The 24993-nt window shown below is 68.8% G+C and carries 28 protein-coding genes and 1 tRNA gene; 11 read left to right on the top strand and 18 right to left on the bottom strand.

Annotated features, from left to right (window positions below):
• Positions 1-135: 135 nt before the first annotated feature.
• From CGU34_RS05075 to CGU34_RS05065, 3 genes are all read right to left on the bottom strand, one after another.
• Positions 136-702 (bottom strand): LytR C-terminal domain-containing protein, encoded by a 567-nt coding sequence (locus CGU34_RS05075; protein WP_232711545.1) that lies wholly within the window; start codon positions 700-702, stop codon positions 136-138.
• Positions 703-783: 81 nt separating this feature from the next.
• Positions 784-1068, bottom strand: coding sequence for a DUF3263 domain-containing protein (locus CGU34_RS05070; RefSeq protein ID WP_100813475.1), 285 nt, complete (start codon positions 1066-1068; stop codon positions 784-786).
• Between the two features lie 27 nt (positions 1069-1095).
• Positions 1096-2091 (bottom strand): DUF2332 domain-containing protein, encoded by a 996-nt coding sequence (locus CGU34_RS05065; protein WP_100813474.1) that lies wholly within the window; start codon positions 2089-2091, stop codon positions 1096-1098.
• Between the two features lie 86 nt (positions 2092-2177).
• On the opposite strand from CGU34_RS05065, the gene msrB reads away from it, so the two are divergent.
• Both msrB and CGU34_RS05055 read left to right on the top strand, forming a co-directional pair.
• Positions 2178-2579: a peptide-methionine (R)-S-oxide reductase MsrB gene (msrB, locus tag CGU34_RS05060; RefSeq protein ID WP_100813473.1), complete on the top strand. Its 402-nt coding sequence runs from the start codon at positions 2178-2180 to the stop codon at positions 2577-2579.
• Positions 2576-3115 carry a nitroreductase family protein gene (locus CGU34_RS05055; RefSeq protein ID WP_100813472.1) on the top strand — a complete coding sequence of 180 codons (540 nt, stop codon included), beginning with the start codon at positions 2576-2578 and terminating at the stop codon, positions 3113-3115. Before msrB ends, CGU34_RS05055 begins: the two co-directional genes overlap by 4 nt.
• Positions 3116-3210: 95 nt before the next feature.
• Here the strand turns inward: CGU34_RS05055 and CGU34_RS05050 are convergent, their stop codons facing one another.
• The 3 genes from CGU34_RS05050 to CGU34_RS05040 form a co-directional block, all read right to left on the bottom strand.
• Positions 3211-4158: a DMT family transporter gene (locus CGU34_RS05050; protein WP_100813471.1), complete on the bottom strand. Its 948-nt coding sequence runs from the start codon at positions 4156-4158 to the stop codon at positions 3211-3213.
• A gap of 15 nt (positions 4159-4173) precedes the next feature.
• Positions 4174-4249 (bottom strand) — tRNA-Thr (locus CGU34_RS05045).
• 40 nt (positions 4250-4289) lie between these two features.
• Positions 4290-5267: a DsbA family protein gene (locus CGU34_RS05040; protein WP_100813470.1), complete on the bottom strand. Its 978-nt coding sequence runs from the start codon at positions 5265-5267 to the stop codon at positions 4290-4292.
• A gap of 234 nt (positions 5268-5501) precedes the next feature.
• On the opposite strand from CGU34_RS05040, the gene CGU34_RS05035 reads away from it, so the two are divergent.
• Together CGU34_RS05035 and CGU34_RS05030 are read left to right on the top strand one after the other, a co-directional pair.
• Complete coding sequence (locus tag CGU34_RS05035; RefSeq protein WP_100813469.1) at positions 5502-6605, top strand: ABC transporter ATP-binding protein; 1104 nt, start codon at positions 5502-5504, stop codon at positions 6603-6605.
• 87 nt (positions 6606-6692) lie between these two features.
• Positions 6693-8003 carry a DUF4032 domain-containing protein gene (locus CGU34_RS05030; protein WP_100813468.1) on the top strand — a complete coding sequence of 437 codons (1311 nt, stop codon included), beginning with the start codon at positions 6693-6695 and terminating at the stop codon, positions 8001-8003.
• 3 nt (positions 8004-8006) lie between these two features.
• Here the strand turns inward: CGU34_RS05030 and CGU34_RS05025 are convergent, their stop codons facing one another.
• Genes CGU34_RS05025 through cysS form a run of 3 tightly spaced genes read right to left on the bottom strand, consistent with a single transcriptional unit; the run spans position 8007 to position 11068 of the window.
• On the bottom strand, positions 8007-8648 hold the full coding sequence (locus CGU34_RS05025; protein ID WP_036299864.1) for an NAD(P)-dependent oxidoreductase: 642 nt from the start codon (positions 8646-8648) through the stop codon (positions 8007-8009).
• Between the two features lie 34 nt (positions 8649-8682).
• Entirely contained in the window at positions 8683-9675 is a 993-nt protein-coding gene (gene rlmB / locus CGU34_RS05020; RefSeq protein WP_036299866.1) for a 23S rRNA (guanosine(2251)-2'-O)-methyltransferase RlmB, read from the bottom strand.
• Complete coding sequence (gene cysS, locus CGU34_RS05015; protein WP_100813467.1) at positions 9668-11068, bottom strand: cysteine--tRNA ligase; 1401 nt, start codon at positions 11066-11068, stop codon at positions 9668-9670. The genes rlmB and cysS overlap by 8 nt, the downstream gene beginning before the upstream one ends.
• Before the next feature lie 121 nt (positions 11069-11189).
• Here cysS and CGU34_RS05010 point away from each other — a divergent pair, with 121 nt between their 5' ends.
• On the top strand, positions 11190-12125 hold the full coding sequence (locus tag CGU34_RS05010) for a DMT family transporter (RefSeq protein WP_036299870.1): 936 nt from the start codon (positions 11190-11192) through the stop codon (positions 12123-12125).
• A 3-nt stretch (positions 12126-12128) separates the two neighbouring features.
• Here the strand turns inward: CGU34_RS05010 and ispD are convergent, their stop codons facing one another.
• Together ispD and CGU34_RS05000 are read right to left on the bottom strand one after the other, a co-directional pair.
• On the bottom strand, positions 12129-13370 hold the full coding sequence (gene ispD, locus CGU34_RS05005; RefSeq protein WP_100813466.1) for a 2-C-methyl-D-erythritol 4-phosphate cytidylyltransferase: 1242 nt from the start codon (positions 13368-13370) through the stop codon (positions 12129-12131).
• A 9-nt stretch (positions 13371-13379) separates the two neighbouring features.
• Positions 13380-13862, bottom strand: a complete 483-nt coding sequence (locus CGU34_RS05000) for a CarD family transcriptional regulator (protein WP_036297846.1) — start codon at positions 13860-13862, stop codon at positions 13380-13382.
• A 137-nt stretch (positions 13863-13999) separates the two neighbouring features.
• On the opposite strand from CGU34_RS05000, the gene CGU34_RS04995 reads away from it, so the two are divergent.
• The 3 genes from CGU34_RS04995 to CGU34_RS16885 all read left to right on the top strand — a co-directional run bounded on the left by CGU34_RS04995 (position 14000) and on the right by CGU34_RS16885 (position 16198).
• Positions 14000-14311: a hypothetical protein gene (locus tag CGU34_RS04995; protein ID WP_157811235.1), complete on the top strand. Its 312-nt coding sequence runs from the start codon at positions 14000-14002 to the stop codon at positions 14309-14311.
• Between the two features lie 51 nt (positions 14312-14362).
• Positions 14363-15832: an IS1182 family transposase gene (locus tag CGU34_RS04990; RefSeq protein WP_036294992.1), complete on the top strand. Its 1470-nt coding sequence runs from the start codon at positions 14363-14365 to the stop codon at positions 15830-15832.
• 207 nt (positions 15833-16039) lie between these two features.
• Positions 16040-16198: a hypothetical protein gene (locus CGU34_RS16885; protein WP_157811234.1), complete on the top strand. Its 159-nt coding sequence runs from the start codon at positions 16040-16042 to the stop codon at positions 16196-16198.
• A gap of 37 nt (positions 16199-16235) precedes the next feature.
• Here the strand turns inward: CGU34_RS16885 and CGU34_RS04985 are convergent, their stop codons facing one another.
• Together CGU34_RS04985 and CGU34_RS04980 are read right to left on the bottom strand one after the other, a co-directional pair.
• Entirely contained in the window at positions 16236-16922 is a 687-nt protein-coding gene (locus tag CGU34_RS04985; protein ID WP_036297842.1) for a response regulator transcription factor, read from the bottom strand.
• A complete protein-coding gene (locus tag CGU34_RS04980; RefSeq protein ID WP_036297840.1) occupies positions 16919-18193 on the bottom strand; it encodes a sensor histidine kinase in 1275 nt (424 codons plus the stop codon). The genes CGU34_RS04985 and CGU34_RS04980 overlap by 4 nt, the downstream gene beginning before the upstream one ends.
• Before the next feature lie 168 nt (positions 18194-18361).
• Between CGU34_RS04980 and phoU the strand changes: the two genes are divergently transcribed.
• Positions 18362-19027 (top strand): phosphate signaling complex protein PhoU, encoded by a 666-nt coding sequence (gene phoU / locus CGU34_RS04975; RefSeq protein ID WP_036297838.1) that lies wholly within the window; start codon positions 18362-18364, stop codon positions 19025-19027.
• A gap of 65 nt (positions 19028-19092) precedes the next feature.
• Here the strand turns inward: phoU and CGU34_RS04970 are convergent, their stop codons facing one another.
• Positions 19093-19842, bottom strand: a complete 750-nt coding sequence (locus tag CGU34_RS04970; RefSeq protein WP_036297836.1) for a phosphoglyceromutase — start codon at positions 19840-19842, stop codon at positions 19093-19095.
• Between the two features lie 91 nt (positions 19843-19933).
• On the opposite strand from CGU34_RS04970, the gene CGU34_RS04965 reads away from it, so the two are divergent.
• Positions 19934-20788 carry a class I SAM-dependent methyltransferase gene (locus CGU34_RS04965; protein ID WP_100813464.1) on the top strand — a complete coding sequence of 285 codons (855 nt, stop codon included), beginning with the start codon at positions 19934-19936 and terminating at the stop codon, positions 20786-20788.
• A 37-nt stretch (positions 20789-20825) separates the two neighbouring features.
• On the opposite strand, the gene CGU34_RS04960 is transcribed toward CGU34_RS04965, so the two are convergent.
• The 4 genes from CGU34_RS04960 to CGU34_RS04945 all read right to left on the bottom strand — a co-directional run bounded on the left by CGU34_RS04960 (position 20826) and on the right by CGU34_RS04945 (position 24134).
• Positions 20826-21977, bottom strand: a complete 1152-nt coding sequence (locus tag CGU34_RS04960) for an FUSC family protein (protein ID WP_232711544.1) — start codon at positions 21975-21977, stop codon at positions 20826-20828.
• Positions 21974-23107, bottom strand: coding sequence for a CAF17-like 4Fe-4S cluster assembly/insertion protein YgfZ (gene ygfZ, locus CGU34_RS04955; protein ID WP_100813463.1), 1134 nt, complete (start codon positions 23105-23107; stop codon positions 21974-21976). The genes CGU34_RS04960 and ygfZ overlap by 4 nt, the downstream gene beginning before the upstream one ends.
• Complete coding sequence (locus CGU34_RS04950; RefSeq protein ID WP_100813462.1) at positions 23107-23709, bottom strand: FABP family protein; 603 nt, start codon at positions 23707-23709, stop codon at positions 23107-23109. Before CGU34_RS04950 ends, ygfZ begins: the two co-directional genes overlap by 1 nt.
• A 134-nt stretch (positions 23710-23843) precedes the next feature.
• On the bottom strand, positions 23844-24134 hold the full coding sequence (locus CGU34_RS04945) for a hypothetical protein (RefSeq protein WP_100813461.1): 291 nt from the start codon (positions 24132-24134) through the stop codon (positions 23844-23846).
• A gap of 123 nt (positions 24135-24257) precedes the next feature.
• Between CGU34_RS04945 and CGU34_RS04940 the strand changes: the two genes are divergently transcribed.
• Positions 24258-24953 carry a winged helix-turn-helix domain-containing protein gene (locus CGU34_RS04940; RefSeq protein ID WP_036297825.1) on the top strand — a complete coding sequence of 232 codons (696 nt, stop codon included), beginning with the start codon at positions 24258-24260 and terminating at the stop codon, positions 24951-24953.
• Positions 24954-24993 lie beyond the last annotated feature (40 nt).

Below are 24993 nucleotides of genomic sequence, written 5' to 3'. Positions count from 1 at the left end.
CGTAACTCCTGTGCTGCGTGGGTGAGACAGGGTCAGACTAGCCAGCACATTCACCCCAAAAGAGTCCCCAGACCAACTATTGACACGGGGGCCGTCAACTCGTAACTCCGCCGAAACATGCGGAGGAATGGAGCACTATCCGGCGGGCGTCTCGGTCGCCGCGGGCTCGATGCGGTCGAGTCCGAGCACCACCGTGAGCTGCGTCGCGGGCGTACCGGGGAGCGGATACTCGGGGTCGAGCACGATCTCGGTGGCACCGATCAGACCGGCGAGGCCGCGTGCGGCACCCTCCGCCTCGGGCGCGGCGTAGTAGACGGTCGTGGCGGGGAAGGCCCGGTCTCCGGCATTGCCCGCGAGAACGCCCTCCTCGGGCCATCCGTTCGCCACCAGTTCGTCCTTGACGAGCGTCGCCTGACCCTCTTCGGGGGTGCCGTTGAGCACCAGCACCGTGTACGAGGTGTCGATGACCGGCTCGGCGGTCGGGACCACCGTCACCGAGGGTGCGGGGGTCGGGAACAGGACGATCTTGCCCTGCCAGATCATGCTGGCGAAGATGCCCAGCGCAACGAGCACGATGGTCGCGGCGAGCGCCCACAGGAGAGTCGTCCAGCCCCGCACGCGAGGGTTTTCGGCCCTGTGCGCCCCCACACGGCCGGGGGACGCGGTGATGTCGTCGAATCGATCGTGTGTGGGGGTGGGCACCACAGAATGCTACCGGCGGTCGCGTGTGCGAACCCTCAACGGCGCGGGAGCCCGGCGCGCGAGCCCGGCGAGGGAGCGGAGCTAGAGGCCGAGTGCGCCCTCGCGCGCGGCACGGTCGGCCGCACGCTGATCGCGGACGCGCCGGAGCCGCTTGACCAGCATGGGGTCGTACGCGAGTGCCGCCTCGGTCTCGATCAGACGACCGAGCAACTGGTAGTAGCGGGCCGGTGCCAGATCGAGTTCCGCCCGGATGGCCTCTTCCTTGGCGCCGACGTGGCGTCGCCACTCGCCTTCGAAAGCCAGGATCGCGCGCTCCTGCGCGGTGAGCGCGTCGCTTCGGGACTCGACGCTTGCGGACTCGGCCATGCCCTCAGGGTAGATCGCGCGAGCGCGTCAGCCCGCGCGCCACTCCACCCACGCGCCAAGTGGATCGGCTGCCGCGAGCACAAGCTCGTTCAGGCTCAGGACGAAGCCGGGCCACACGCTCGCGTCGACCGGTGTGGTCCACCGATCGTGCAGCCCCGGGGGGTCGAGCGAGATCCAGTGGACGCGCCCGTGCTCGCGTTCGCGGAGGTCGGCGATCGTCTCGAACAGTCGCTCACGTCCCGCGCGGGGAACGTGGGGCAGCAGGCCCGGCGTGGTCACGACGATGCTCGCCTCGGCGGGCGCCCCCTCGATCAGGCGCGCGAGCGCGGCGGGATCCGTCGCATCCCCCGACTCGATGCGCAGGCGTTCGTGGGCGGCGATCTCGAGCGCCGACACGATGCGTTCGACGCGTCCCGTCTCGCCGGGCCAGACGAGCGCTGTCGCGAAGCGGCGATCCGCGTCATCGGAGGGATCGAGGGGACGAAGGTCGAGCCCGGCGCGCCAGACAATCTTGGGCATCCTCAGCTCGGGCACCCGCGCGCCGCGCAGATCGCACGACAACACGACCGACGACTCGCCGCCCGCCGGGTCGAGGTCGACCCGCGCGGCACCCGCGTAGCGGTACGAATAGCGATCGGGCAGCAGGCAGAGCCCCGCGGATGCACCGAGCTCGATCAGCGCAATCGGCGCGTCGATCATCGACAGCGCGGGCAGCAGCACGGCCGACCGTTGCGGCTCGTTGGTCTGCAGCGAGCGGACGGATGCATCCGCCACCAGCTCATCGCCGTGCTCCACGAGCCATGCGGCGAAGGCCGCGTACCCCGCCTCGGGCGCCCCCCGGAGGCGTGCGAGAGCGAAAACCAGCGGGGGTTGGCGGCGGTCGGCCGGGAGACGGGCGATCACGTCGCACGCCGAGGCATCCGTCGCCACACCGTTCGCCCAGTCGGTGTAGAGCGCGGAGCGACCGGGAGCCTCGACGCGGGCGAATCGCGCGTACCGCTCGGCAACCTGGTCCCGCGTCATGTCTCTATTCAATCGCGCCCGTTCACACGCCGCGCGCCCCATCCCCGGGCATGCAGGGTTGAATGGAGGAGAACAAGGAGTGTGCGATGGACTACACCGTCACCAAGAGCGACGAACAGTGGCGTGCCGAACTCGACGCCGACCGATTCGCGGTGCTACGCCGGGCGGCGACCGAGACGCCGTTCACGGGCGAGCTGCTCGGCGAAGACCGGGCGGGGCTCTACACCTGCGGCGCGTGCGGCAACGAGCTCTTCGAGAGCGGCACCAAGTTCGATTCGGGATGCGGATGGCCGAGCTTCTACGAATCCGTCCGGCCCGACGCGGTCGAGCTCATCGAGGACGACTCCCTCGGCATGATGCGCACCGAGGTTCGCTGCGCCGCCTGCGGGTCCCACCTGGGGCACGTCTTTCCCGACGGGTACGGCACCCCCACGGGCGACCGGTATTGCATGAACTCGCTCGCGCTGTCGTTCCAGCCCGAACGGTGAGCGCGCTCGACGCCGTCCGGGTCCGGCGGTCGTGGTCGAAGGTCACGGACGAGGCGCCGACCCCCGAAGAGGTGCTCGAACTCGTCTCGGCCGCGGGTCGCGTCGCCGACCACTCGGGTCTGCGTCCCTGGCGCCTGATCGAGCTGCGCGGCGACGACCGCGACACTCTCGGGCGCGCGATCAACAAGGCCGAGGGCGAGAAGGGTGTGTCGAGCAAGCCGCGGCGTGCTCCCCTGCTGATCGCCGTCGTCGCGAGTTATCGCAAGAGCGACAAGGTGCCGCGGTGGGAGCAGGAGGCCGTGGCATCCGGTGTCGCTCACATGCTCAGCCTGCTGCTCGACGAAGCCGGGTACGGGGTGCTGTGGCGCACCGGCCGTTACACGCGGTCGAAGGCTGTCGCGAAGGCGCACGGGCTGAAGCAGAACGAAGAGCTGCTGGGGTGGCTGTACGTCGGCAAGAAGCCCGAGCGCACCCGGGGCGGATTTCGTCGCGGCGTGGACGCCTCCCGCTTCGTCTCGCGGATGCCCCGCCCGTAGCCCCCACACACCAGTCCGCCGAAACACCCAAACTGCGGCGAAACACCCCACGTCGAGAGGTGTCTCGCCGCAGTTTGGGTGTTTCGGCCGCGAGGCTATGCCGGCGGGGGCACGCGGCGCCGGGGTAGCACGACGACCAGCACCGCGGCGAGCGCCACCGCGACCGCGATGAGCGCTCGAGGCAGGTCGAGGTCGGCATCCGTCGGCCATACCGCGTCGAGCACGACGGACGTTGCGAGAAGTCCGACGACCGACCCGAGCCCGAGCAGCAGCACGCCCGTGTAACGGACGAGCCCGGCCGACACGAAGATGTAGACCACGCCCGTGGCTCCCCCGAGGTAGAGCCACGGGTTCGTGGGCAGAGACGCGGGCGGGCCGACGAACGCGATGTGGATCGCCGCCGCGACACCGAGGATGATGCTGCCGCCGAGGAAGTTGACGAACGTCGCGGCGAACGCCGACTCGACACGCTGTCGCAGGCGTCCGTTCGTCGCCTGCTGCCAGGCGATTCCCGCGCCCGCGAGGAACGGCAGGCTGAGCATCCACCACGGCACCGATGTCAGGCCTCCGCCCGCGAGCCCCACCCCCACGGCGACGAGCGCGAGCGCTCCGCCGCCGACACGACGCATCGTCACCGGGACCACCCCGGCCGGTCCGTAGCCGACCCGGTCGAGGACGAGACCACCGACCGTCTGACCGGCAACGACACCGACCGTGAACAGCGAAACCCCGAGCAGTCCGACGGTGAGCCCCTGGGTCGCGGTCGTGAGCGCCCCGGCGAGGCCACCCAACAGCATCCACGACGGGATGCTGCGTTCCCGGACCCCGACGAAGAGTCTCCGCATAGCGCTCCGGCCCGCGGATGTCAGGGGTGCCGCCACGATGAGGATCAGCAGCCCCGAGCCGAACGACACGAACGCGGCCAAGATGCCGTCGCCGGACTCGCTGCCGAGCCCGCCGTTCATCCGGGCTTGCACGGCGGTCATGGCGCCGACCGACACGGCGCCCAGCGCCGCGAGAAGAACCGGGGGGCGACGACCCATCGCCAATCCCTCCTCTGGAGCCGACTACGGGACTTGAACCCGTAACCCCCTAATTACAAGTTAGGTGCGCTACCAATTGCGCCAAGTCGGCAGACACATCAGTCTAGCGACGACGAGCAGGTCGATCGCGTCTAGGGCGTCGGCGTCGGTGACGGCGCAACCGACGTCGTCGGTGTGGGAGTCGGGCTCGGCGTCGAGAAGTAGGCCTCGCTGGCCAGCGTCAGCACGAACTGCGCGAACTCCTTCGCGTCCGTGAGGTCACCGTTGTACGGCTTGCCGTTGACGTAGACCTTCGGACCGGTCAGCGCCTCGCCGGTGCTTCCGACGGGCTCGGCGAGTGCACGTGCCGTGGCCTTCTGCACCCACGGCACGAAGCTCGCATCCTCGATGCACGCGGCGACGCGCTTGGGGTACTCGACACCCACGGCCTGCGCGAGCACGGCGAGGTCGGCGTCGCTCAGCCCGTCCGTGTCGATCTCGGGGCGCTGTTCGAGAAGCTTGTGGTTGAACGCGAAGAACGAGTCCGGCGCATACGTCGCCACACACGCCGCGGCACCCGCCGAACGGAGCGAGTACTTCGTTCCGTTCGACTTGCCCGTCAGGAGCGCGACCGGGTGGTACGAGATGGTCGCTGCACCCTCCGAAACCCACTCGGAGAGCTGTTGGGCGTTCGCAAGCTGGAAGTCCGAGGATGCCTGCGACAGATAGTCGACGTAGACCTCGATCTGCAGCGGCTGCTGCGTGGGCGTCGGCTCGGGGCTCGCGCCCGCCACCGGGGCCTCCGTCGCCGTCGTGTCGCTCGCCGCGGGCGGGTTCTCGGCCGCGCCAGCGCCGGCGAACGATGCCAGCACGCTCGCGGGAATCGACGTGACGACGATGCCGTCGTCTTCTACCGCTGGCGCGAGTTGCGGCTGGGAGGCGGATTCGCCGAGCGTCCACGCCACGGCGACACCGGCGGCCACCACGATCGCGCCCACGACCACGCTCACGGCGGTGATGCGCGCGACGCGTCCACGGCGCTGGCGCGCCTGGACCGCAGCCGCCTTCTCGCGCACGGCCTCGCGGCGGTCGCGGCGCGCGGGGACGTTGGGCGTCTCATCGCTCGACATGGAACCTCGGAATCAGTCGGCCGGGAACATCGGGAGCTCCCGGGTCGGACGCGCGCGGGTACAGCGACATCCGTATCTGATGCTAGCCAGCCAGGCTGGGAAACACCCAGACGGGCGCGCGTTTGCTGTGTCATACTTTCCGCGGGCCCGATGATGAGCCTGCGGCGGTTTACCCCCGCCGTTTCCATTCACTACGGATCGTCCGGCACGTACCTGCCGGTGAAGGAGAAAACAATGTCGTCTGTCACGTTCGACAACGCCACCCGCCTGTACCCCGGCGGTGAGCGCCCCGCCGTCGACAAGCTGAACCTGGATGTCGCCGATGGCGAGTTCCTCGTTCTCGTCGGCCCCTCGGGCTGCGGTAAGTCCACGTCGCTTCGTATGCTCGCCGGTCTCGAAGAGGTCAACTCGGGTCGCATCCTCATCGGCGACCGCGACGTCACCGATGTTCCGCCGAAGGATCGCGACATCGCGATGGTCTTCCAGAACTACGCCCTCTACCCGCACATGACGGTGGCCGAGAACATGGGCTTCGCCCTGAAGATCGCCGGCGTCGGCAAGGACGAGCGGGCCGCTCGCGTGCTCGAAGCCGCCAAGCTGCTCGACCTCGAGCAGTACCTGACCCGCAAGCCCAAGGCCCTCTCGGGTGGTCAGCGTCAGCGCGTCGCGATGGGTCGCGCCATCGTCCGCCAGCCCCAGGTGTTCCTCATGGACGAGCCGCTGTCGAACCTCGACGCCAAGCTCCGCGTCCAGACCCGCACGCAGATCGCGTCGCTGCAGCGTCGTCTCGGCGTCACCACGGTCTACGTCACGCACGACCAGACCGAGGCCCTCACCATGGGTGACCGCATCGCCGTGCTGAAGGACGGCATCCTGCAGCAGGTCGGCACGCCCCGTGACCTGTACGAGAAGCCGAAGAACGTCTTCGTCGCCGGCTTCATCGGCTCGCCGGCCATGAACCTGTTCACGGTTCCGCTCGTCGAGGGTGGCGTGCAGTTCGGCAGCGCGGTCGTCGGAATCGAAGCCGACACCCTCAGCCGCGCGCACGGCAGCGAGGTCACGATCGGTATTCGTCCCGAGGATGTCGTGCTCAGCCCGGCCGACGGCAAGGGTCTGAACGTCGTCGTCGACCTGGTCGAAGAGCTCGGCGCCGACGGCTACCTGTACGGCCACACCGAGATCAACGGCAAGCGCACCGACCTCGTCGCGCGCGTCGACGGCCGTCGTCACCCCAACGCGGGCGAGACGGTCACCCTGGCCCCGATCCCCGGACACATGCACGTCTTCGACGTCACGTCCGGCGAGCGCCTCACCGACAAGCCCGTCGTCTCGGCGTAAGTCCCTCGTGCGGCGCGGGTCCTCTTCGGGGGCCCGCGCCGCACGCATTTTTCCGCGCCCGCACCCGAAACCGACCGAGGAGGAACCGTGAGCGATGCCCTCAGCATCACCGCGAGCGAGGTCGACCCGGGCTTGCTGACCCTGCCGTGGTCGGTGCCGCTCGCCGAGTGGCCGAGCAGCACGATCGTCTCGCTCCCCAAGGGTCTGTCGCGCCACCTGGTGCGATTCGCGAATCTGTCCGGCCGCGTCGTGGCCGTGAAAGAGACGACGGCCGAGATGGCGCGGCGTGAGTACGAGATGCTCGGCAACCTGCACCGACTCGACGTGCCGTGCGTCGACCGCGTCGCGGTCATCGCGGGACGCAAGGATGCCTCGGGCGAGCCGCTCCCGGCAGCCCTGGTGACCGCGCACCTCAAGTTCTCGCTCCCCTACCGCGCCCTGTTCACCCAGGTGCTACGGCCCGACACCGCCACACGCTTGGTCGATGCGCTCGCGGTGCTGCTGGTGCGCCTGCACAACGTCGGCTTCTTCTGGGGTGACGTGTCGCTCTCCAACACGCTCTTCCGGCGCGACGCGGGCGCCTTCGCCGCGTACCTCGTCGACGCCGAGACCGGTGAACTGCACGAGAGCGGCCTGACCCTCGGTCAGCGGGAGCACGATCTCGACGTCGCGCGCACCAACATCGCCGGCGAGATCATGGACCTCGAGGCGGGCGGGCGGCTCGAGGGCGGTGTCGACGCGGTCGAGATCGCCGACGGCATCCTCTCGTCCTACCACTCGCTGTGGGCGGCACTCACGGACCAAGAGAGCTTCTCGTCGGCAGAGTCGTGGCGCCTCACCGAACGCGTGCAGCGCCTGAATGCTCTCGGGTTCGACATTGGCGAGATGTCCATCCAGGCCGCGCCCGACGGCACGCGCGTTTCGATCCAACCGAAGGTCGTCGACGCCGGGCACCACCAGCGCCGCCTGATCCGGCTCACCGGGCTCGACGTCGAAGAGAACCAGGCACGGCGCCTGCTGAACGACCTCGACGAGTTCCGCGCCCGCGTCTCCCGTCTCGGCGTCGACGAAGAAATGGTCGCCCACGAGTGGCTGACGCGCGTCTTCGAACCCGTCGTCAAGGCCATCCCCTACGACCTCCGCGCCAAGCTCGAGCCCGCCGAGGTGTTCCACCAGGTGCTGGAGCACAGGTGGTACATGTCGCAGGAGCGGGGGTCATCCGTTCCGCTCGCCGAGGCCCTGACGTCGTACGTCAACGATGTCCTGCGTCACCGCCGGGACGAGGCCACGATCATGGGCCCGCCAACTGAGACGCTGGCGCTCTCGGTCATCCCCGAGGATGCGCCCATCGAGCCGGACGCCGAGGCAGACGCCGTCGACTGGCGCGACCTCGTCTAGTAGTCAGTACCCGACCGTGAAGCGCTCGCGCGAGTGCTTCGGCGACTCGATCTCATCGAGCACCGCGACGCCCAGGTCGGCGCCCGAGATGAACGACTCCCCGTCGGCGTCGGTCACGATGACATCGCCGCCGTCACGGTACGACCCGGTCCGCTCACCCGGGTTCCATGCTCCGAACCCGCCCGCCGGGTGGACGTAGAAGAAATCGATCGACGGATCCCCGGCCTGCAAGTCCTCGAGGATGCCGATCGCCTCGAACGCCTCGGGCTTGTACTCGTCGTTGAAGCTCGGCAGATCGATGACCCGGGGGCCGCCCGGTGCGGAGAGGCTTCCGCCCGCCCCGCCGATCACGCCGATCCGTGTTCCCGGCTGCAGGGTTGCGACGAGCTCGGCGACGGCGGGACGAAGGAGTCCTGCCATCTCGCCCCGCGCGGGAACCGACACGACGACGACCTCGGCACCCTGGATCTCGGCGACGAGGCCCGGGACGTCCATCAGCGTTCCCTCGATGTAGGTCACACCCGTGACGCGCTCGGACGGCGCGGTGCGGGCGACAGAGAGCACGGTGTGCCCGCGATCCACCGCCTCGGCGACGATGTGACTACCGGCGTAGCCGGTTCCTCCGATGACGGCGATGCGAGACATCCGTGATCCTTTCGCGTGCGGCTAGGCGGGTGCTTCAGTCTCCGACCGACGCGCGCAGCGTCGACACCTGATACAGGGCGACGGATGCCGCGATGCCGGCGTTCAGCGATTCGGTGCTGGCCGAGATGGGGATCGACACGATCTGGTCGCATGTTTCGGCCACCAGCCGCGACAGGCCCTTGCCCTCGCTGCCGACGACGATCACGATCGGCCGGTCGGCGAGCTCGAGTGCGGGCAGCGACACATCGCCATCGCCGTCGAGCCCGAGCACGAAGACGCCCTGGCGTTTGAAGTCCTTCAGGGTCGAGGTGAGGTTCGGTGCGACCACGACGGGCGTACGCGCCGCCGCTCCCGCGCTGGTCTTCCACGCCGCGCTGTTCACGCTCGCCGAACGACGCTGCGGCAGGATGATGCCGTGACCGCCGAACGCCGCGGTCGAGCGGATGATCGCGCCGAGGTTGCGGGGATCGGTGATGCCGTCGAGGGCGACGAAAAGCGGCAGCTTGCCGGCGTCGATGACCTTCTCGAGCAGGTCCTGAGGGTGTCCGTACTCGTACGGCGGAACCTTGAGCGCGACACCCTGGTGCACGCCATCAAAGCCGGCCATGCGGTCAAGCTCCGGGCGGGTGACCTCGAGCACGGGGATCTCGCGGTTCGTCGCGAGCGAAAGCATCTCTTTCACGCGGTCGTCCATCTCGACGCGCTGCGCGATGTAGAAGGCCGTCGCGGGGATCTTCGCCCGGAGCGCCTCGAGCACCGAGTTGCGACCGGTGACGACCTCGGTCTCTTCGTCCTTCTTCGCGCGGGGTGCGCGGCCCGAGTTCGGGTTCGAGCTGGGGCGCCCCTTGCCGCCCGCGGCAGCGAAGCGCTCGGCCGCGGCCTTGCGCTTACCCGCGGGGTGCCACGCGCGATCCTCGGCCTTGGGCGTCGGCCCACGACCTTCGAGTGAACGCTTGTTCTTTCCGCCCGTGCCCTTTGTCGGGCCCTTTTTGCCCCTGCTCGCGCCGGGCCGTCCTGGCTTAGCCATCGATGCTCCAATGCGTGCCGTCTGAGGTGTCTTCTAAAGTGATGCCGGCCGCCGCGACGGCGTCGCGGATCCGGTCTGCCGCGGCCCAGTCCTTGCCGGCGCGCGCACGCGCACGCTGGTCGATCAGGCTCGTGACCAGAGTATGCAATGCGCGGGCCTCTGCGCCGTCCGAATGCCCGCGCAAGCGCTCGGACATGGGGTCGATCCCGAGGATCCCGGCCATCGTGTGCACGTGAATCGCCGCGGTTGTCGCGGTATCCACATCTCCCGCGTCGAGCGCCGCGTTCCCCGCGCGCACGGTCTCGTGCAGCACGGCGAGTGCTTCGGGAACACCCAGGTCATCGTCCATCGCGGCGACGAAGGCGTCGGGCAGGTCGGTGGCGAACCATCCGTACTCCCCATCGCGGGCACGTCCGAGCCGGACCAGGAACGTACGCAGTCGCTCGAGGGCCGACGCGGCCTCCGCGAAGGAAGATTCCGTGATGTCGAGGCTGGAACGATAGTGCGCCGACACGAGTGCGTAACGGACGACAAGCGGATCGTAGGCGCGCAGGATGTCCTCGGCGAGCACGAAGTTGCCGAGCGACTTTGACATCTTCTGGCCGTCGACGGTGACGAGCCCGTTGTGTACCCAGTACCGCGCGAACGCGTCGCCCGCGGCCGAAGACTGCGCGAGCTCGTTCTCGTGGTGCGGGAAGCGCAGGTCGAGGCCGCCGCCATGGATGTCGAACTCGGGACCGAGGTAGCGGCGCGACATCGCCGAGCACTCGATGTGCCAACCCGGCCGGCCGGCGCCCCACGGTGAATCCCAGATCGCGCTGGCGGGTTCGTCCGCCTTCGCGCCCTTCCACAGCGCGAAATCATGCGCATCGCGCTTGCCCCGCGGGTCGGCGTCGGCCGCGGCCTCCATAGCGTCGAGCGACTGACGCGTGAGCGTGCCGTACTCGGGCCACGAACGAACATCGAAGTAGACGTCGCCCTCCGCGGCGTACGCGTGCCCCTCGTCGATCAGCCGCGCGATCAGTTCCTGCATCTGCGGAATCGACGCCGTCGCGCGCGGTTCATACGTCGGAGGACGAATGCCGATCGCGGAATACGCGTCGTCGAAGGCGCGCTCCATGCGGTAGGCGAGCGCCCACCAGGACTCGTCGGGCGTCGCATTCGCGAGCACCTTGTCGTCGATATCCGTGACATTTCTGACGTACGTCACGGGGCCGACGCGGTGCTCGAGCCATCCGCGCAGCACGTCGAACGCGAGCGCGCCGCGCAGGTGCCCGAGGTGCGGGCCGGACTGCACGGTCGGGCCGCAGACGTACATCGACACGCGTCCGGGTTCGCTCGGCACGAAGTCGCGCAGTTGCTGCGCCTTCGTGTCATGGAGCCGGAGAGTCACTCATCTACCCTACCGGCGGGGGTTCGGCGCATCGAGCTGTCACGAAACGCTCGATCTGGCGAGCGGATGCAGCGGTTTGCGACAGTTCGACGCCCCCACGCCGACCGGGTAGAACTGGAGGGTGCTTCCTGTCCTCGCCGTGCTCGCCGCGGCCGTCCTCTTCGGCACGACCGGTACCTCGCAGGCGCTCGGCCCCGACAACACCACCCCCCTCTCGATCGGAGTGGTGCGCCTTGTGCTCGGTGGTACCGGCCTCGCAGTGATCGCGTTCCTGCTCGCCCGGCGTGCCCACCGCCGCGGCACGGTCCCACCGCGCCCCCGCCTCACGGCAGCGCCGCTCGCTCTCATGGCGCTCACGGGCCTGTGCCTCGCGCTCTACCAGCCGCTGTTCTTCCTGGGCACCGCCCGCAACGGCGTCGCGGTGGGCACGGTCATCGCGCTCGGCTCGGCGCCGATCCTGGCCGGTGTACTCGAGTGGTCGCTGACGCGCCGCCGTCCGAGCGGCGCCTGGCTGCTCGCCACGGCACTCTCCACCGTCGGTGTCGCCCTGCTGGGAATGGGCGGCGGGACGGATGCCGCGGGAACCGGCGGCACGGACCCCCTCGGATTCCTCGGCTCGGTTGGCGCGGGCGCAACCTTCGCCGTCATCGCCAATGCGCAGCGACGACTGCTGGACGGCGGGTGGGACCCTTTCACCGTGGTCGGCGCGATGGGCGCGGGCTCCGCCGTGCTCTCCGCCTGCGTGCTGCCCTTTGTCGACCTCTCGTGGCTCCGGGAGCCCGCGGGAGTGGTGATGGCCGTATGGCTCGGCATCGGAACGATATCCGTCGCCTACGTGCTGTTCACCTGGGGCCTGAACGGGCTGACGGCCGCGACCGCGGCGACACTGACCCTCGGCGAGCCACTGACCGCGAGCATCCTGGGGGTGAGCGTCCTCGGCGAGCAGCTGAGCGTTCTCGCCGTGGCGGGGCTCCTGGTGCTCGCCGTCGGCCTCGTCACACTGGCATGGGGCTCACGCGCGCCCCGAGACCCGAAGCCCTTCGCCGTGGAGGCGTGAAATTCAGGCGGGAACGACCAGGGCAACAGCGAAGGCCGCCACGCCCTCACCGCGGCCGGTGAACCCCAGTCCGTCCGTCGTCGTCGCGGCGATCGAGACCGGAGCACCGAGAGCCTCGGACAACACCGCTTCCGCCTCGGCGCGACGTGCCGAGAATCGCGGCCGGTTGGCCTGGAACTGAACGGAGACGTTTCCGACAGCCCAACCCGCGTTGCCGAGGAGCTCTCGCGTCCTCGTCAAGAACGCACCCGCGTGCGCGCCCGCGAACTCGGGGCGGTCCACACCGAAGTGCGTGCCGATGTCGCCCAGCCCAGCGGCAGAGAGGAGCGCGTCGACGATCGCGTGTGCGACGGCGTCGCCATCCGAGTGCCCCGCCAGTCCCGGCTCGCCCGGCCAATGCAGCCCCGCGAGCCACAGCTCGGCGGCAGGCTCCCCGGCGCCGTCGACTCCCGCGAACGCGTGAACGTCGGTGCCGACCCCCACCCGCGGCCCACGCCCGCCGGTTTCGAACCGTGCGTGAGCCGGCGCGAGGGGCACGATGAGCCCGCGCGCGCGGTCCATGTCGGCCGGCGTCGTGATCTTGAACGAGAGGGCATCACCCGGCACGGTGACGATCGGATGCCCCGCCGCGGCCACGAGCGCCGTGTCGTCCGTGTAGTCCTGCTCGGCGCTCGCATACGACGCGACGAGTATCCCGCGCGGGAAGCCTTGCGGGGTCTGCGCGGCCGCGAGATCAGCACGGTCGACGGCCTCCAGCACGACCTCTCCCCCGACCCGCTTGATGGTGTCGATCACCGGAAGGGTCGGAACGATGCCCGACCCGGTACGGTCGACCGCCTCGACGACTCGCTCGAATACGGCGGGCGGGGTGAGTGCCCGTGCAGCGTCATGCACCAGCACGACCTCGACGTCGGCCCAGAGTGCAGCCAGACCCGCGGCGACCGAGCGCTGCCGGGTTTCGCCCCCGGTGACGACGGAGATTAGATCACGTCGACGACCGCTCTCGAGTGCGGGAGCCTCTTCCGAGGCGGCCAGAGCCTCGGTGAGGGCATCACCCTCACGTCCGGCGGGCGCGACGATCACGACCTGCGCGGGTCCCGCGGCGAGCACACCCCGCAGAGCATGCCGAAGCATCGAGTGTCCATCGATGCCGACGAAGGCTTTCGGTGTTCCCGCGCCAAGGCGCGTGCCCGAACCACCCGCGACGACGATGATTCCGATGCGAGGGGAGGGCGTGATGCTCACGCCGGGAGCCTAGCTTGCGAGGACCTCGTCGAGCACGACGCCCGCACGCTCTTCATCGGTCTTCTCGGCCAACGCGAGCTCGGAGATGAGGATCTGCCGCGCCTTGGCGAGCATCCGCTTCTCACCCGCGGAGAGACCGCGGTCCTGGTCACGACGCCACAGATCGCGAACAACCTCGCTGACCTTGATGACATCGCCGGAAGCGAGCTTCTCGAGGTTCGCCTTGTACCGGCGGGACCAGTTCGTGGGCTCTTCCGTGAACGGTGCGCGCAGCACCTCGAATACCCGATCGAGACCCTCTTTGCCGATGACGTCGCGGACGCCGACCAAGTCGACATTCTCTGCGGGTACCTCGATGACGAGATCACCCTGAGTGACGTTGAGCTTCAGGTATTTCTTGGTCTCGCCCTTGATGACCCGGTCTTTGACTTCGATGATCGTCGCGGCCCCGTGGTGCGGGTAAACGACCGTTTCGCCAACCTCAAAAAGCATGCAGTTATGTCCTTTCGGCAACCTACAGAATACCACAGGCGCCATACGCTAAGGTTCGCCGTGCACGGCGGGCAGCCGCGGTCAAGCGCACCCCCCTAGAATGAGATTGCAACGTCTGCGATCTCCCTGGAGGACCCGTGAAATCCCGTCGGCTCGCGTCTCTGGCCCTGGTGGCCGCCGTTCTGGTGGGAACTTCCGGCTGCACGCTGATCTCGCCGCAGGCGACGCTCATCCCCTATGCGCCGGCAGACGGCGTCAGCGCACACACCGGCGATGTCGCCGTGCGCAACGCGCTCATCGTCTCGGATGACGGAATCGACGGGAACTTCCTCGCCGCCTTCGTGAACGAGAGCACCGACCCCGTGACGCTTCGGGTCGAGTACGGCGAGGGCTCCGCCAAGACGGAACTCACGGTGCGACTAGGTGCGTGGGTCAGATCCTTCCGTTAACGCGCCGGGGTGAATCCGGTGGATAGCGCGGGGTGCTGGGAGAATCGATTCATGACGGTGACTGCCAGCCTGGAGGGTCTGTTCGAGGTCGAGCCGGGTGAGGCGCGGGCGCCGGGATCGGCTGCACCGGCGGGTGCGGGCAAGACGTTCCGTGGGTATGACCAGGGGCAGTGTTTCCTGCTCCCGCCGAGTCTGGATGACTGGCTGGACGAGGATGATGAGGCCCGGTTCATCTCCGAGGTCGTCGAAGAGCTCTTGGATCTGACGCCGGTCTACGCGTCGTACGCGTCCGCCTCGGGTGCGCCTCCGTATGACCCGCGGATGATGTTGAAGCTGCTGCTGTTCGCGTACGCGACGGGCGTGACCTCGTCTCGTGAGTTGGAGCGGCGCTGCAAGCGCGATATCGCCTTCCGGTGGCTGTCGGGCAACCAGGCGCCCGACTACCGGTCGCTGGCCCGGTTTCGTCGGCGTCACCTGGATGCCCTGCCGGGGTTGTTCCTGCAGGTGCTGCGGGTCTGCGCGGAGGCGGGGCTGGTGCGGTTGGGGCGGGTCGCGCTGGATGGCACGAAGCTGGCTGCGAACGCGTCGCGGCATAAGGCGATGAGCTATGACCGGATCGTGCCGAAGATCGATCAGCTCCAAGCCGAGGTCGCTGCGCTGCTCGCCGAGGCGGAGGCGGTCGATGAGGCCGAGGATCAGCAGTTCGGCCAGGACCGGCGCGGGGACGAGGTCGCCCCGGAGCTGGCCCGCCGTGAGGGGCGCCTGGCAAAACTACGTGCCGCGAAGGACGCGATCGAGGCCGACGCCGCCGAGAAGGCGGCAGCCGTGGCGCGGAAGAAGGCCGACGCCGCCGGTCAGCCCCCTGAGCAGGCCGACGCGGCCGTCGCGACTGCGGTGGACACGGCGGCGCCGAAGCCGAAAGCGCAACGCAATTTCACCGATCCTGAGGCGCGGATGATGAAGACGGTCCGCGGCTTCGATTACGCGTTCAACGCGCAGGCCGTTGTCGATGAGGGCCACCAGATCGTGTTGAGCGCCGAGGTCACCCAGCAGGCCACCGATATCCAGCAGTTCGTCCCGATGGCCGAGCAGACCCTACGGAACCTCGACGCGGCAGGAATCGAGCGTTCCCCAGAGGTCGTCCTCGCTGACGCGGGCTACTGCTCGGAAGCCAACCTCGAAGCCGCCGACGATCTGGACGCACAGGTGTTGATCGCGACGGGACGGCAACGTCACGGCGAGAGCTTCCCTACCGCCGGCGCCCCGGACCCGGCCCCAGAGGACGCGAGCCGGCGGGAGCGGATGGCGCACGCGCTGCGCACCGAGCAGGGCCGCACCGACTACGCGCGCCGCAAAGCCATCGTTGAACCCGCGTTCGGGCAGATGAAGACCCGGCAAAACGCCGGACAGCTCCGGCTACGCGGACTCGCCGGCGCCCAAGGCGAATGGCTACTCCACACGATCTGCCACAACCTCCGCAAGCTCCGCGTCGCTACAGCCGCCGGGCTGGCGCCCGCATAGGCCTCCCCAGGGGTCCCTGGGCGTCACAGCACGCACCGACAGTCGCCACGAGCCCCTCGCCGTGCGATCCCGCACGCTCTCACACCGCAACGGCCCGCCCGTTCCCGTTCGCGACCGTCAGCGCGCGATGCCAGAGTCAACGCCGCGCGCCACGCCACCCGATTCTGACCCGCGCACCTAGACGCGAGCGAGGCGATCAGCCTCGGCATGGACGGCGCGAACGACCCGCTGCCGTTCCCCGACATCGACACGATGCCGGGCGCGACCATGCCCGTCTACTTCCAGGCCGGCGACGCCGAGGGATCCCTCGTCGAGGTACCGATCCTCACGGGCGAGACCGACTACCTCACACCCTTCGTTCCCTGAGCGCCCTTTCCCTGAGCGCCCGTTCCCTGAGCGCTCGTTACTCCGACTCGAATCGGTAGCCGAGACCGCGCACGGTCACGAGCATCGTCGGTTCACTCGGCGTCTTCTCGATGCGTGAACGGATGCGCTTGATGTGCACGTCGAGCGTCTTGGTGTCGCCGAAGTAGTCGCTCCCCCATACACGGTCGATCAGCTGACCGCGGGTCAGTACGCGGCCGGCGTTACGCATGAGCACTTCGAGAAGCTCGAATTCTTTCAGCGGCATGCTGATCTCCGAGCCATCCACCGCGACGCTGTGGCGGTCGATGTCGAGGGTCACACGACCACCGGTCAGGACATGCTCGTCGAGATCCACGTCGGGCTCGGCGGTGCGACGAAGAACCGCTCGCATCCGGGCGAGCAGCTCGCGCGCGGAGTACGGCTTCGTGACGTAATCGTCTGCCCCGAGCTCCAGTCCCACGACGATGTCCACTTCCGAGTCCTTCGCCGTGACCATGACGATCGGTACCGCCGATGTCTGACGGATGCGTCGGCACACCTCGGTCCCCGACATTCCGGGCAGCATGAGATCGAGCAGGACGATGTCGCATCCGCGCTCTTCGAATGCGGCAACGGCCGCGGGGCCGTCTTCCGCGATCTCGACTTCATACCCCTCGCGGCGCAGCAGGTAGGCCAATGGTTCGGCCAGATCGGGTTCGTCTTCGACGATGAGGACCCGGGTCATGTCTTCTTCTCTCCCTCAGGGGCGCGTTCGGCGCTCACGGCGCTTCGGCGTTTCTTCGTGGTGTCGTTCGCCTTGCGACGATTGCTCGACTCGCCCGCTTTGCGGCGACGGCGAGGCTTCTCGTTCTCTTCGGGAGCCGACGCGCGCGGCAGACGGATGGTGAACGTCGAGCCGCGTCCCGGCTGCGACCACACGCGGACTTCCCCGCCATGTCGCTGCACGGCGTGCTTGACGATGGCGAGACCCAGGCCCGTGCCGCCCGTGCGACGAGAGCGCGCTCCGTCGGCACGGTAGAAGCGCTCGAAGATGCGCTGCTGATCGGCCTCGACGATCCCGATTCCCTGATCGGTGACGGCGATCTCGACGACCTTGTCTTCCACGCGCACGCCGACGCCGACGCGTCCCCCCTTCGGGGAATACGCGACCGCGTTGGCGATCAGGTTGCTGACAGCCTCGATCAACATCGTCGGGTCACCCCGGACGATCGCGCCCCGGTCGCCGCCGCGCAGCAGTTCTACACCGACCGAATCCGCCTGCACGGCGTTCGACTCGACGGATGCCGCGACAACCTCGTCGATCGAAACGTCGCGCGGTTCCGGCAGCTCGTCCGCGGCTTGCAGTCGGGACAGATCCATGATGCGACTCGTCAGGCGAGACAAGCGGGCCGCTTCGGCCTGCAGTCGCACCGCGAACGCGCGTACCTGCGGCGGGTCGTCGGCGGCGGATTCGATCGCCTCGGCGAGGAGGCTCACGGCACCCACGGGCGTCTTGAGCTCGTGGCTCGTGTTCGCGACGAAGTCGTACCGCATCTGCTCGAGGCGTTCCTGCTCGGTGACGTCATCGACGACGAGCAGGACGTGGGTACCGTCGAGCGACGCCGCCCTCGCCGACACCAGCCGCCCCTCGGTCGCGAGCAACGCGGTACCGCCCGCGGCTCGTCGCATGCGGAAGCGCGCGCTCTCCGCCCCACCGGATGTCCGCGTCGCACGGACGAGAACGCGCAGGTCTTCGACACTGATCACCTCACCCGCCGACATGCCGAACCCCGGCGCCGCGGGTGATGCCGCAACGACGGTCAGCGAGGCATCCACGACGGATGCGGCACCTTCCATGGCGTCGAGCACCTGCAACACACCGGAGGGTACGCTCACGGCCGCCTCGGCCTCGGCACGCTCCGCCGCCCGCAACGCTGCGAAGACGAGAGTCGATACTCCGAGACCTATCACCGCTCCCGCCAGTAACGCGAGGAGCGCGATCTGCACCGGGTCCATGAGACCCAGCGTAGGGTCACGCGCCGCGAACGGCCGACCGGAGCCGCAGAGGCACGGTGTCGGCCCGGGTACTATTCACCCGAGCGGCACCATCCGTTAACCTTCGGCGGAGATGATCGCGGAGGTCGCGGGCGCCGTGTCCGACCGACCGGGAAAGGGACCAGCACCGTGCGCGAAGTCTTCCATCAGTCCCTCGAGGACGTCCAGGGACGCCTCGTCGAGATCTCCGAGCTCGTCGCCATCGCGATCGAGAAGGCCACGCAGGCGTTCGGCTCGAGCGACGTTTCGCTCGCCGAAGAGGTCATCGACGCCGACAGCATCATCGACGACAAGGCCGTGGCTCTCGACGAGCTCGCCATCGAGATCCTCGCCCGCCAGCAGCCGGTCGCTCGCGACCTGCGCATCGTCGTGAGCGCGCTGCGGATGTCTGCGTCGCTCGAGCGCATGGGCGACATCGCCGAGCACATCGCTCAGCTGACCCGCTACCGCTTCCCCGAGCGCGCGATCCCCAAAGGCCTGAAGAGCACCTTCACGAGCATGGGACAGATCGACGTGCAGATGGCTCGGAAGCTCACCGACCTCCTGCGCACGCAGGACATCGCGGTCGCTGAAGAGATCCGCAACCTCGATGACCAGCTCGACGACCTGCACGTCTCGGTCTTCGAGAAGGTGCTCGGCGAGAACTGGCAGGGCGAGGCCATGGCGACGGTCGATGCGACCCTCGCGAGCCGCTACCACGAGCGTTTCGGCGACCACGCCGAGTCGGTTGCGAAGAAGGTCGTCTATCTCGCAACGGGCGACTGGTCGGACGCTACGGGCGTCACCGTCGCCTAGCTTCGACACCGAAGAAGGGACCGGATGCCTCGGCATCCGGTCCCTTCTTCGTTTCGCGGGTTCGGTTACTTCTTGCCCTGCGCGGCGACGGCAGCGGCTCCGGCCGCGGCGGCGTCGGGGTCGAGGTACTCGCCCGGTCCGAGGGGCAGCAGGTCTTCGCCGAGGCGGTAGACGAGCGGAATGCCGGTCGGGATGTTGAGCTCCGAGATGTCGTCGTCGCTGATGCCCTCGAGGTGCTTCACGAGCCCGCGCAGCGAGTTACCGTGTGCCGTGACGAGCACGGTCTTGCCGGCGCGCAGGTCGGGAACGATGCCGCTCTCCCAGTACGGGAGCATGCGGTCGATCACGAGCTTGAGCGATTCGGTGCGCGGGATCTCACCGTCGATGCCGATGTAGCGCGGGTCTGAAACCTGGCTGAACTCGTCGTCGTCGGCGATCTCGGGCGGCGGCACATCGAATGAGCGACGCCACAGCATGAACTGCTCCGGGCCGAATTCGGCGAGGGTCTGCGCCTTGTCTTTGCCCTGCAGTGCGCCGTAGTGACGCTCGTTGAGGCGCCAGGTGCGGGTCACGGGAATCCACAGCCGATCGGCCGCATCGAGCGCGATGTTGGCGGTCTGAATCGCACGGCTGAGCACCGACGTGTGCAGCACGTCGGGCAGCAGTCCCGCTTCGGCGAGGAGCTCGCCGCCGCGCTTGGCCTCGGCCTTGCCGAGTTCTGTCAGGCGCACATCGACCCAACCGGTGAAGAGGTTCAGCTCGTTCCACTCGCTCTGGCCGTGGCGGAGCAGGATCAACGTATAAGGCTCGGTCATGCGCCCATGATATCGACGCCAGGTGAAGCCCATTCCCTGCTTCGTGGAGGCATTCCCGACTTCATGGAGGCATTCCCGACATCATGGAGGGATGACCGCGCAGCACCCGCCCGCACGCCGTCCTTCCGCGGGTCGCCCCGTCGGGCAGGCGACACGCGGGACGACGGGCACGAACAGGCTGCGACGCAACGACCGATATCTTGCGGGACTGCCGGCGCTCCGCCGGACCGATGATCCGCTCGTCGTGGATCTGGGATTCGGAGCGAGCGCCGTCACGGCGCTGGAACTCTGGACGCGTCTGGCGCGCTTCCGCCCCGATGTCGAGGTCATCGGCGTCGAGATCGATCCCGAGCGCGTGGCGCGTGCGCGTGAACAGCTCGCGGCGGTGCGCGCGGGTACGACACCGTTCGCCCCTGACGCAAGGGTCCGGTTCGAGCCCGGCGGCTTCGAAGTCCCCCTCCCCGGCGGACGCAGACCCGCCCTCGTTCGCGCGATGAACGTGCTGCGCCAGTACGAAGAAGGGCAGGTCCCGGATGCCTGGGGCCTGACATCCGCTCGGCTCCAACCCACGGGTGCGCTCATCGAAGGCACCTGCGACGAGGTCGGTCGTGTCTGTTCCTGGGTCGATGTCGATCCAGGCGGCGAGCCTGTCCGGTTGACCATCGCGCTGCGGCTCGCCGACCTCGATCTGCCCTCGATCGTCGCCGAGCGGCTCCCGAAGGCGCTCATCCACCGCAATGTCCCCGGCGAGCGCATACACGCCGTGCTGTCTGCGCTCGACACGGCGTGGACCCGTGCCGCTCCCCTGGGCGTCTTCAGCGCTCAGCAACGCTGGGTAGCCGCGGTCGAGGCGCTCCGAGCAACAGGTGTGCCGGTGCTCGGCGGACGCACCCGTTGGCGGCTGGGGGAACTGACCCTGCCGTGGTCGGCCGTCGCCCCCGGCTGATCGGCGAGGTCAGATCTGCGAGATCAGATCGGCGAGGTCAGAGACGCGGGATCGCGGCCCGTGCCTGATCGGCGGGCATACCCGCGCCGATCAGAAGATCGACGACGAACGGACGCAGTGCCGCGATGAGGTTCTGATCGCCGAAGCCTGCGCCCGGCACAACTTCGGTGGGATCGAGATGGTGCGCGATGCCGGTGAGGGCCTCTTGAGCAACGGGCTCGAGTGAGATATCCGCCAGCGATTGCTCGACGAGCGATGCCCCGCGGCCGAGGGAGAGCACAAGATCTGCGGCGACGGGACGCGGGATACCGTCGTCCACGAGGTATGCCGTCCGTCGCGCGACGACACGCAGGTTGCGGGTCGCAAGGTCCATGGCGGCCAGCACGCGCTCGGCGCGCGCCAACTCTTCCCGGCTGGTCCACAGCCACGGCGAGATGCGTGCGATGGCCACGGATGAATCGAGGGTCTCGCGCCACGCCCGAACGAGAGGATCGAGCGCGCGCGCCTTCTGCAGCCCGCGTTCGGCACGGGCCCGGTCGCCCTGGCGCAGCGCGACCGCAAGGCTCATCACGGCGCCGTCGAACGCGCGGAACAGCGTCGCAGTATCCCGGCGCGCTTCCCCACGCGGACTGCGCGGGATCAACGCGGTCGCCAACAGGGCTGCCACTCCCCCGACGACGCCGTCGAGCATGCGCGAGAACGGCACGCTCGTCGAGGCGGGGATGATCAGCACGATGAGCGACTGGATCGCGGCGGCGATCGCGAAACTCGCCTGGGGCGAGAGGAATCGTGCCACCACGAGGGTAAGTGCCAGGGCGAGTCCCACCTGCCACCATCCCCGTCCCGCGACAAGCAGCAGGACCTCGGCGATCAGAATGCCGAGGATCATCCCGATGACCGTCTCGAGAACCCGGCGCGGGCGGGCATCGCGCACGAGTCCCAGGCTCGCGACGGTCACCGTCCCGGCGAGCAGCGGGGTCTGATGCCCGACGACGAAATAGGCGAACGCGTACGCGGCGGTCGCCGCGACGACGATCTGGATGATCGGCAACGCCGAGTTCTGGACGCGGCGTGCGCCCGGTCGCGGATCGAAGCGATCACGCAACCGCACGGGTATGGCGGTCGTGATGGGCGGGAGCGGCTCAGGCTCCGGGACGCCCGAACCGGAACGACCGGGGCCGTCGGTCACGCGCGGGCGCGCGCCGAAAGCCGCGGCAGGCGCGGGACGGATGCCTCGGCTCCCGCTCCCGGCGGGACGATGACCTCCTGCGCCGCAATGACGGTCTCGTCGCCCGCCGCGACCGTCAGAGTCGCGTCGATCGGCAGGGTGCGCTTGACAACGGCGAGCGCGATCGGGCCGAGCTCGTGATGGAGGGCCGCCGATGTGACGCGGCCGACCTCGGTGCCGGCCAGCGAAACGGGCGCACCCGGCTCGGGCAGGACCGCATCGCTGCCGTCGAGGTGCAAGAACACCAGACGGCGCGGCGGATGGCCGAGGTTGTGGACCTTCGCGACGGTTTCCTGCCCTCGATAACAGCCCTTGTCGAGATGTACGGCCGAGCGCAACCAGTCGAGTTCGTGCGGCAGCGTCCGCTCATCGACCTCGTTCGCGCGGCGGGGTCGCCACGCCGCGATGCGGAGCGCTTCGGCGGCGATCAACCCGGCGGCATCGACGTCCGCGGAGCGGCGGATCGCGGCGGCGATGTCAGCGGCAGCATCCGTCGTCACGATTGTTTGGCGCCAGTTCCAGTCGGCACCGGGATGCGGGCCCGCGGCGTACTGGTGTCCTCCTACGGCGACGTGCGACCACGGGTCGATCCACACGAGCGACACACCCGCGGGCGCGTGCACGCGGGGCGTGATCAGGGCCTCGGCCGTACCACCACCGAACGAGCCGAGCACGGTCAGATCGGCTTCGCGGGTCACGACGACCTGCGCGCGGAACACCATTCTCTTCAGCCAGGTTGCGAGCGCTTCGGCGCTGGCGGAATCGGCCATGAGCCACGTGGTCACGCCGTCGTCCAGGACGGATGCCGCATGCTCCACATGCCCGTGCGGATCAAGGATGAGCAGCTCGGTCGCGCGGCCCGGCTCGAGGCGCGCCAGGTGCTGCGAGGTGATCGAGTCGAGCCAGGTCAGCCGGTCGGCCCCCGTCACCGACAGGACGACACGGTCGCCGAGGTGGACGATCGCGCGGCCCTCGGCGAGCAGTCGCTGCTCACGCAGGAAGGTGCCGAAGTGCAGTGGCGCTCCGCCTGATTCGGCGGCGGCCGACTCGTCGGTGACGGCGCCCGGGAGCGCGGCGAACGCAGAGGTCATCAATCGGCCTTCGCGAGACGTGCGGACGCGTGGCTGCGTAGTTCGGTGCCGAGAGCGGCGATATCCCACGCCCAGAGCAGGTGGCCGTCCACGAGGCCGTACAACCGCGTCGCGGCGGCGTAATGCTTCGCCCCCGAGGGGCGCACCACGGCATCCGTCGCAAGATCGATCCGTGGTCCTGTCACATGTCCCAGGTACAGCTCGGAGATACCGTCCGAGTGGACGATCGCGGCCTCGATCTCGAAGCCGCCCTCGGCGACGCGCAATGCCTCGACATCGTCGACGGTTCGCGGCGGCGCAGGCGAGAGAGCAGGAAGCAGACCGGGACCGGCATCGGCGTCGCCGAGGGGGCGGGCGAGACGCCAGTACCCCGTTTCGGCGACCAGCTGCACCCCGGGGCCGTCGCCCGAAGACATCCACGCGGTCGCGGAGTAGTTGAGGTAATCGCCGCCGTCGTGGCTGAAACTCACACGATGGGCGAACTCGCCCGCGTAGCGATGACCTGCCGCCTCATAGTCGATCACACCGGTCCCCTCCCACACCCCGACCAGCCACGAGAGCGGTACGAGGTCGGCGGGTAGGTCTGTCGGCAGATCGATCACGATCGGGCCGCTCAGCGCTGGCCGCGATAGAGGTTGACGATCACCACGCCCGAAACGAACGCGATCGCCAGGGATGCCAGTGCGAGGAGACCCACGAAGAAGATCTCGAGAGCGAGGAGGTCCATGCTCACACTCTAGCCAGGAATGATCGTCGCGAGGCCGACTCCGGCCGAGACGACCCCGAGCGCCAGCAGGGCGCCGAGCACACTCGCGGCCACGCGCCGGATGAACCCCGTGGATCGCCCATAGGCCAGCTGCACGCCGAAAGAGACCAGCAGGCTGGCTGCGAGCGCCAGGACGAACCACTGCGCCTGGTGCGGGGCCGGCACGAAGATCGCGACCGCGATCCCGCCGAGGAGCGCCGCGATCCAGACCGCGGCGATACCTCCGACGCTCGAGCGGGGAGCGAGTTCGGGTGCCGACATGCCTTCATCTTCCCTCACCGGGGACGTCCGCGCGAGCCTGCGAGGACCCGCGGGCCATCGTATTCCCAGGTCGGCGTAAGATGGGCCCCGACGACCCTGGGGGCGTCGCCCGAGAGGAAACGCGTGGCCCAACTGCTCGTCCTGAGTTCCGCACACGGCAGCGGTCCCGTTCTGCCGTCCCTGGAACTCTTGAGCCACCGCGTCCGGCAGATTCCCGCCGAGCCGGCACAACTCGTGAATGCACCGAGCGCCGACGTCATCTTCGTCGACGCCCGAACCGATCTCGTCGGTGCCAAGTCCCTCTGCAAGATCCTCAATACGACGGGTCTCGACGCGCCGCTCATGCTGGTCGTGACCGAGGGCGGTCTGACCGCCGTCAGCACCGACTGGGGTGTCGATGACGTCATCCTCGTCAGCGCGGGGCCCGCAGAGGTCGACGCGCGCGTTCGCCTGGCAATGGGACGGATGACGCAGGAGCAGGTCTCGACCCGCATCCAGACATCCGGAATCACGATCGACGAGTCCTCGTACTCCGCGAAGGTCCACGGAAAGCCTCTCGACCTGACATACAAGGAGTTCCAGCTCTTGCACTTCTTCGCCACGCACCCCTCCCGGGTCTTCACGCGCGAGCAGCTGCTGAGCGAAGTGTGGGGCTACGACTATTTCGGTGGCACGCGCACCGTCGACGTGCACGTGCGACGCCTGCGCGCCAAGCTCGGCGATCTCGAACAACTCATCGGCACCGTCCGCAACGTGGGATACCGCTTCAACGTGTACGAGGACGATCAGCTTCCCACCGGCAGCGGCCGCAAAGGCTGACTCCCGGGGCCGTCCGGTTTACCCGCTGGACACCTGCGCC

Source organism: Microbacterium lacus (genome assembly GCF_002812805.1).
Lineage (GTDB): Bacteria > Actinomycetota > Actinomycetes > Actinomycetales > Microbacteriaceae > Microbacterium > Microbacterium lacus_A.
Note: the sequence above shows the minus strand (reverse complement) of the source record. Positions and strands in the feature narration are given on the sequence as shown.

Bases quoted from the DNA above. Each gene is read 5' to 3' on its own strand.
- CGU34_RS05065 (WP_100813474.1), bottom strand. From the start codon at position 2,091: ATGACGCGGGACCAGGTTGCCGAGCGGTACGCGCGATTCGCCCGCGTC.
- CGU34_RS04965 (WP_100813464.1), top strand. From the start codon at position 19,934: ATGACCGCGCAGCACCCGCCCGCACGCCGTCCTTCCGCGGGTCGCCCC.
- CGU34_RS04990 (WP_036294992.1), top strand. From the start codon at position 14,363: ATGACGGTGACTGCCAGCCTGGAGGGTCTGTTCGAGGTCGAGCCGGGT.
- CGU34_RS04980 (WP_036297840.1), bottom strand. From the start codon at position 18,193: ATGGACCCGGTGCAGATCGCGCTCCTCGCGTTACTGGCGGGAGCGGTG.
- CGU34_RS04985 (WP_036297842.1), bottom strand. From the start codon at position 16,922: ATGACCCGGGTCCTCATCGTCGAAGACGAACCCGATCTGGCCGAACCA.
- msrB (WP_100813473.1), top strand. From the start codon at position 2,178: ATGGACTACACCGTCACCAAGAGCGACGAACAGTGGCGTGCCGAACTC.
- CGU34_RS16885 (WP_157811234.1), top strand. From the start codon at position 16,040: ATGGACGGCGCGAACGACCCGCTGCCGTTCCCCGACATCGACACGATG.
- CGU34_RS04945 (WP_100813461.1), bottom strand. From the start codon at position 24,134: ATGTCGGCACCCGAACTCGCTCCCCGCTCGAGCGTCGGAGGTATCGCC.
- CGU34_RS05035 (WP_100813469.1), top strand. From the start codon at position 5,502: ATGTCGTCTGTCACGTTCGACAACGCCACCCGCCTGTACCCCGGCGGT.
- CGU34_RS05040 (WP_100813470.1), bottom strand. From the start codon at position 5,267: ATGTCGAGCGATGAGACGCCCAACGTCCCCGCGCGCCGCGACCGCCGC.
- CGU34_RS05025 (WP_036299864.1), bottom strand. From the start codon at position 8,648: ATGTCTCGCATCGCCGTCATCGGAGGAACCGGCTACGCCGGTAGTCAC.
- ygfZ (WP_100813463.1), bottom strand. From the start codon at position 23,107: ATGACCTCTGCGTTCGCCGCGCTCCCGGGCGCCGTCACCGACGAGTCG.
- CGU34_RS05000 (WP_036297846.1), bottom strand. From the start codon at position 13,862: ATGCTTTTTGAGGTTGGCGAAACGGTCGTTTACCCGCACCACGGGGCC.
- CGU34_RS05070 (WP_100813475.1), bottom strand. From the start codon at position 1,068: ATGGCCGAGTCCGCAAGCGTCGAGTCCCGAAGCGACGCGCTCACCGCG.
- CGU34_RS05050 (WP_100813471.1), bottom strand. From the start codon at position 4,158: ATGGGTCGTCGCCCCCCGGTTCTTCTCGCGGCGCTGGGCGCCGTGTCG.
- CGU34_RS04970 (WP_036297836.1), bottom strand. From the start codon at position 19,842: ATGACCGAGCCTTATACGTTGATCCTGCTCCGCCACGGCCAGAGCGAG.
- rlmB (WP_036299866.1), bottom strand. From the start codon at position 9,675: ATGGCTAAGCCAGGACGGCCCGGCGCGAGCAGGGGCAAAAAGGGCCCG.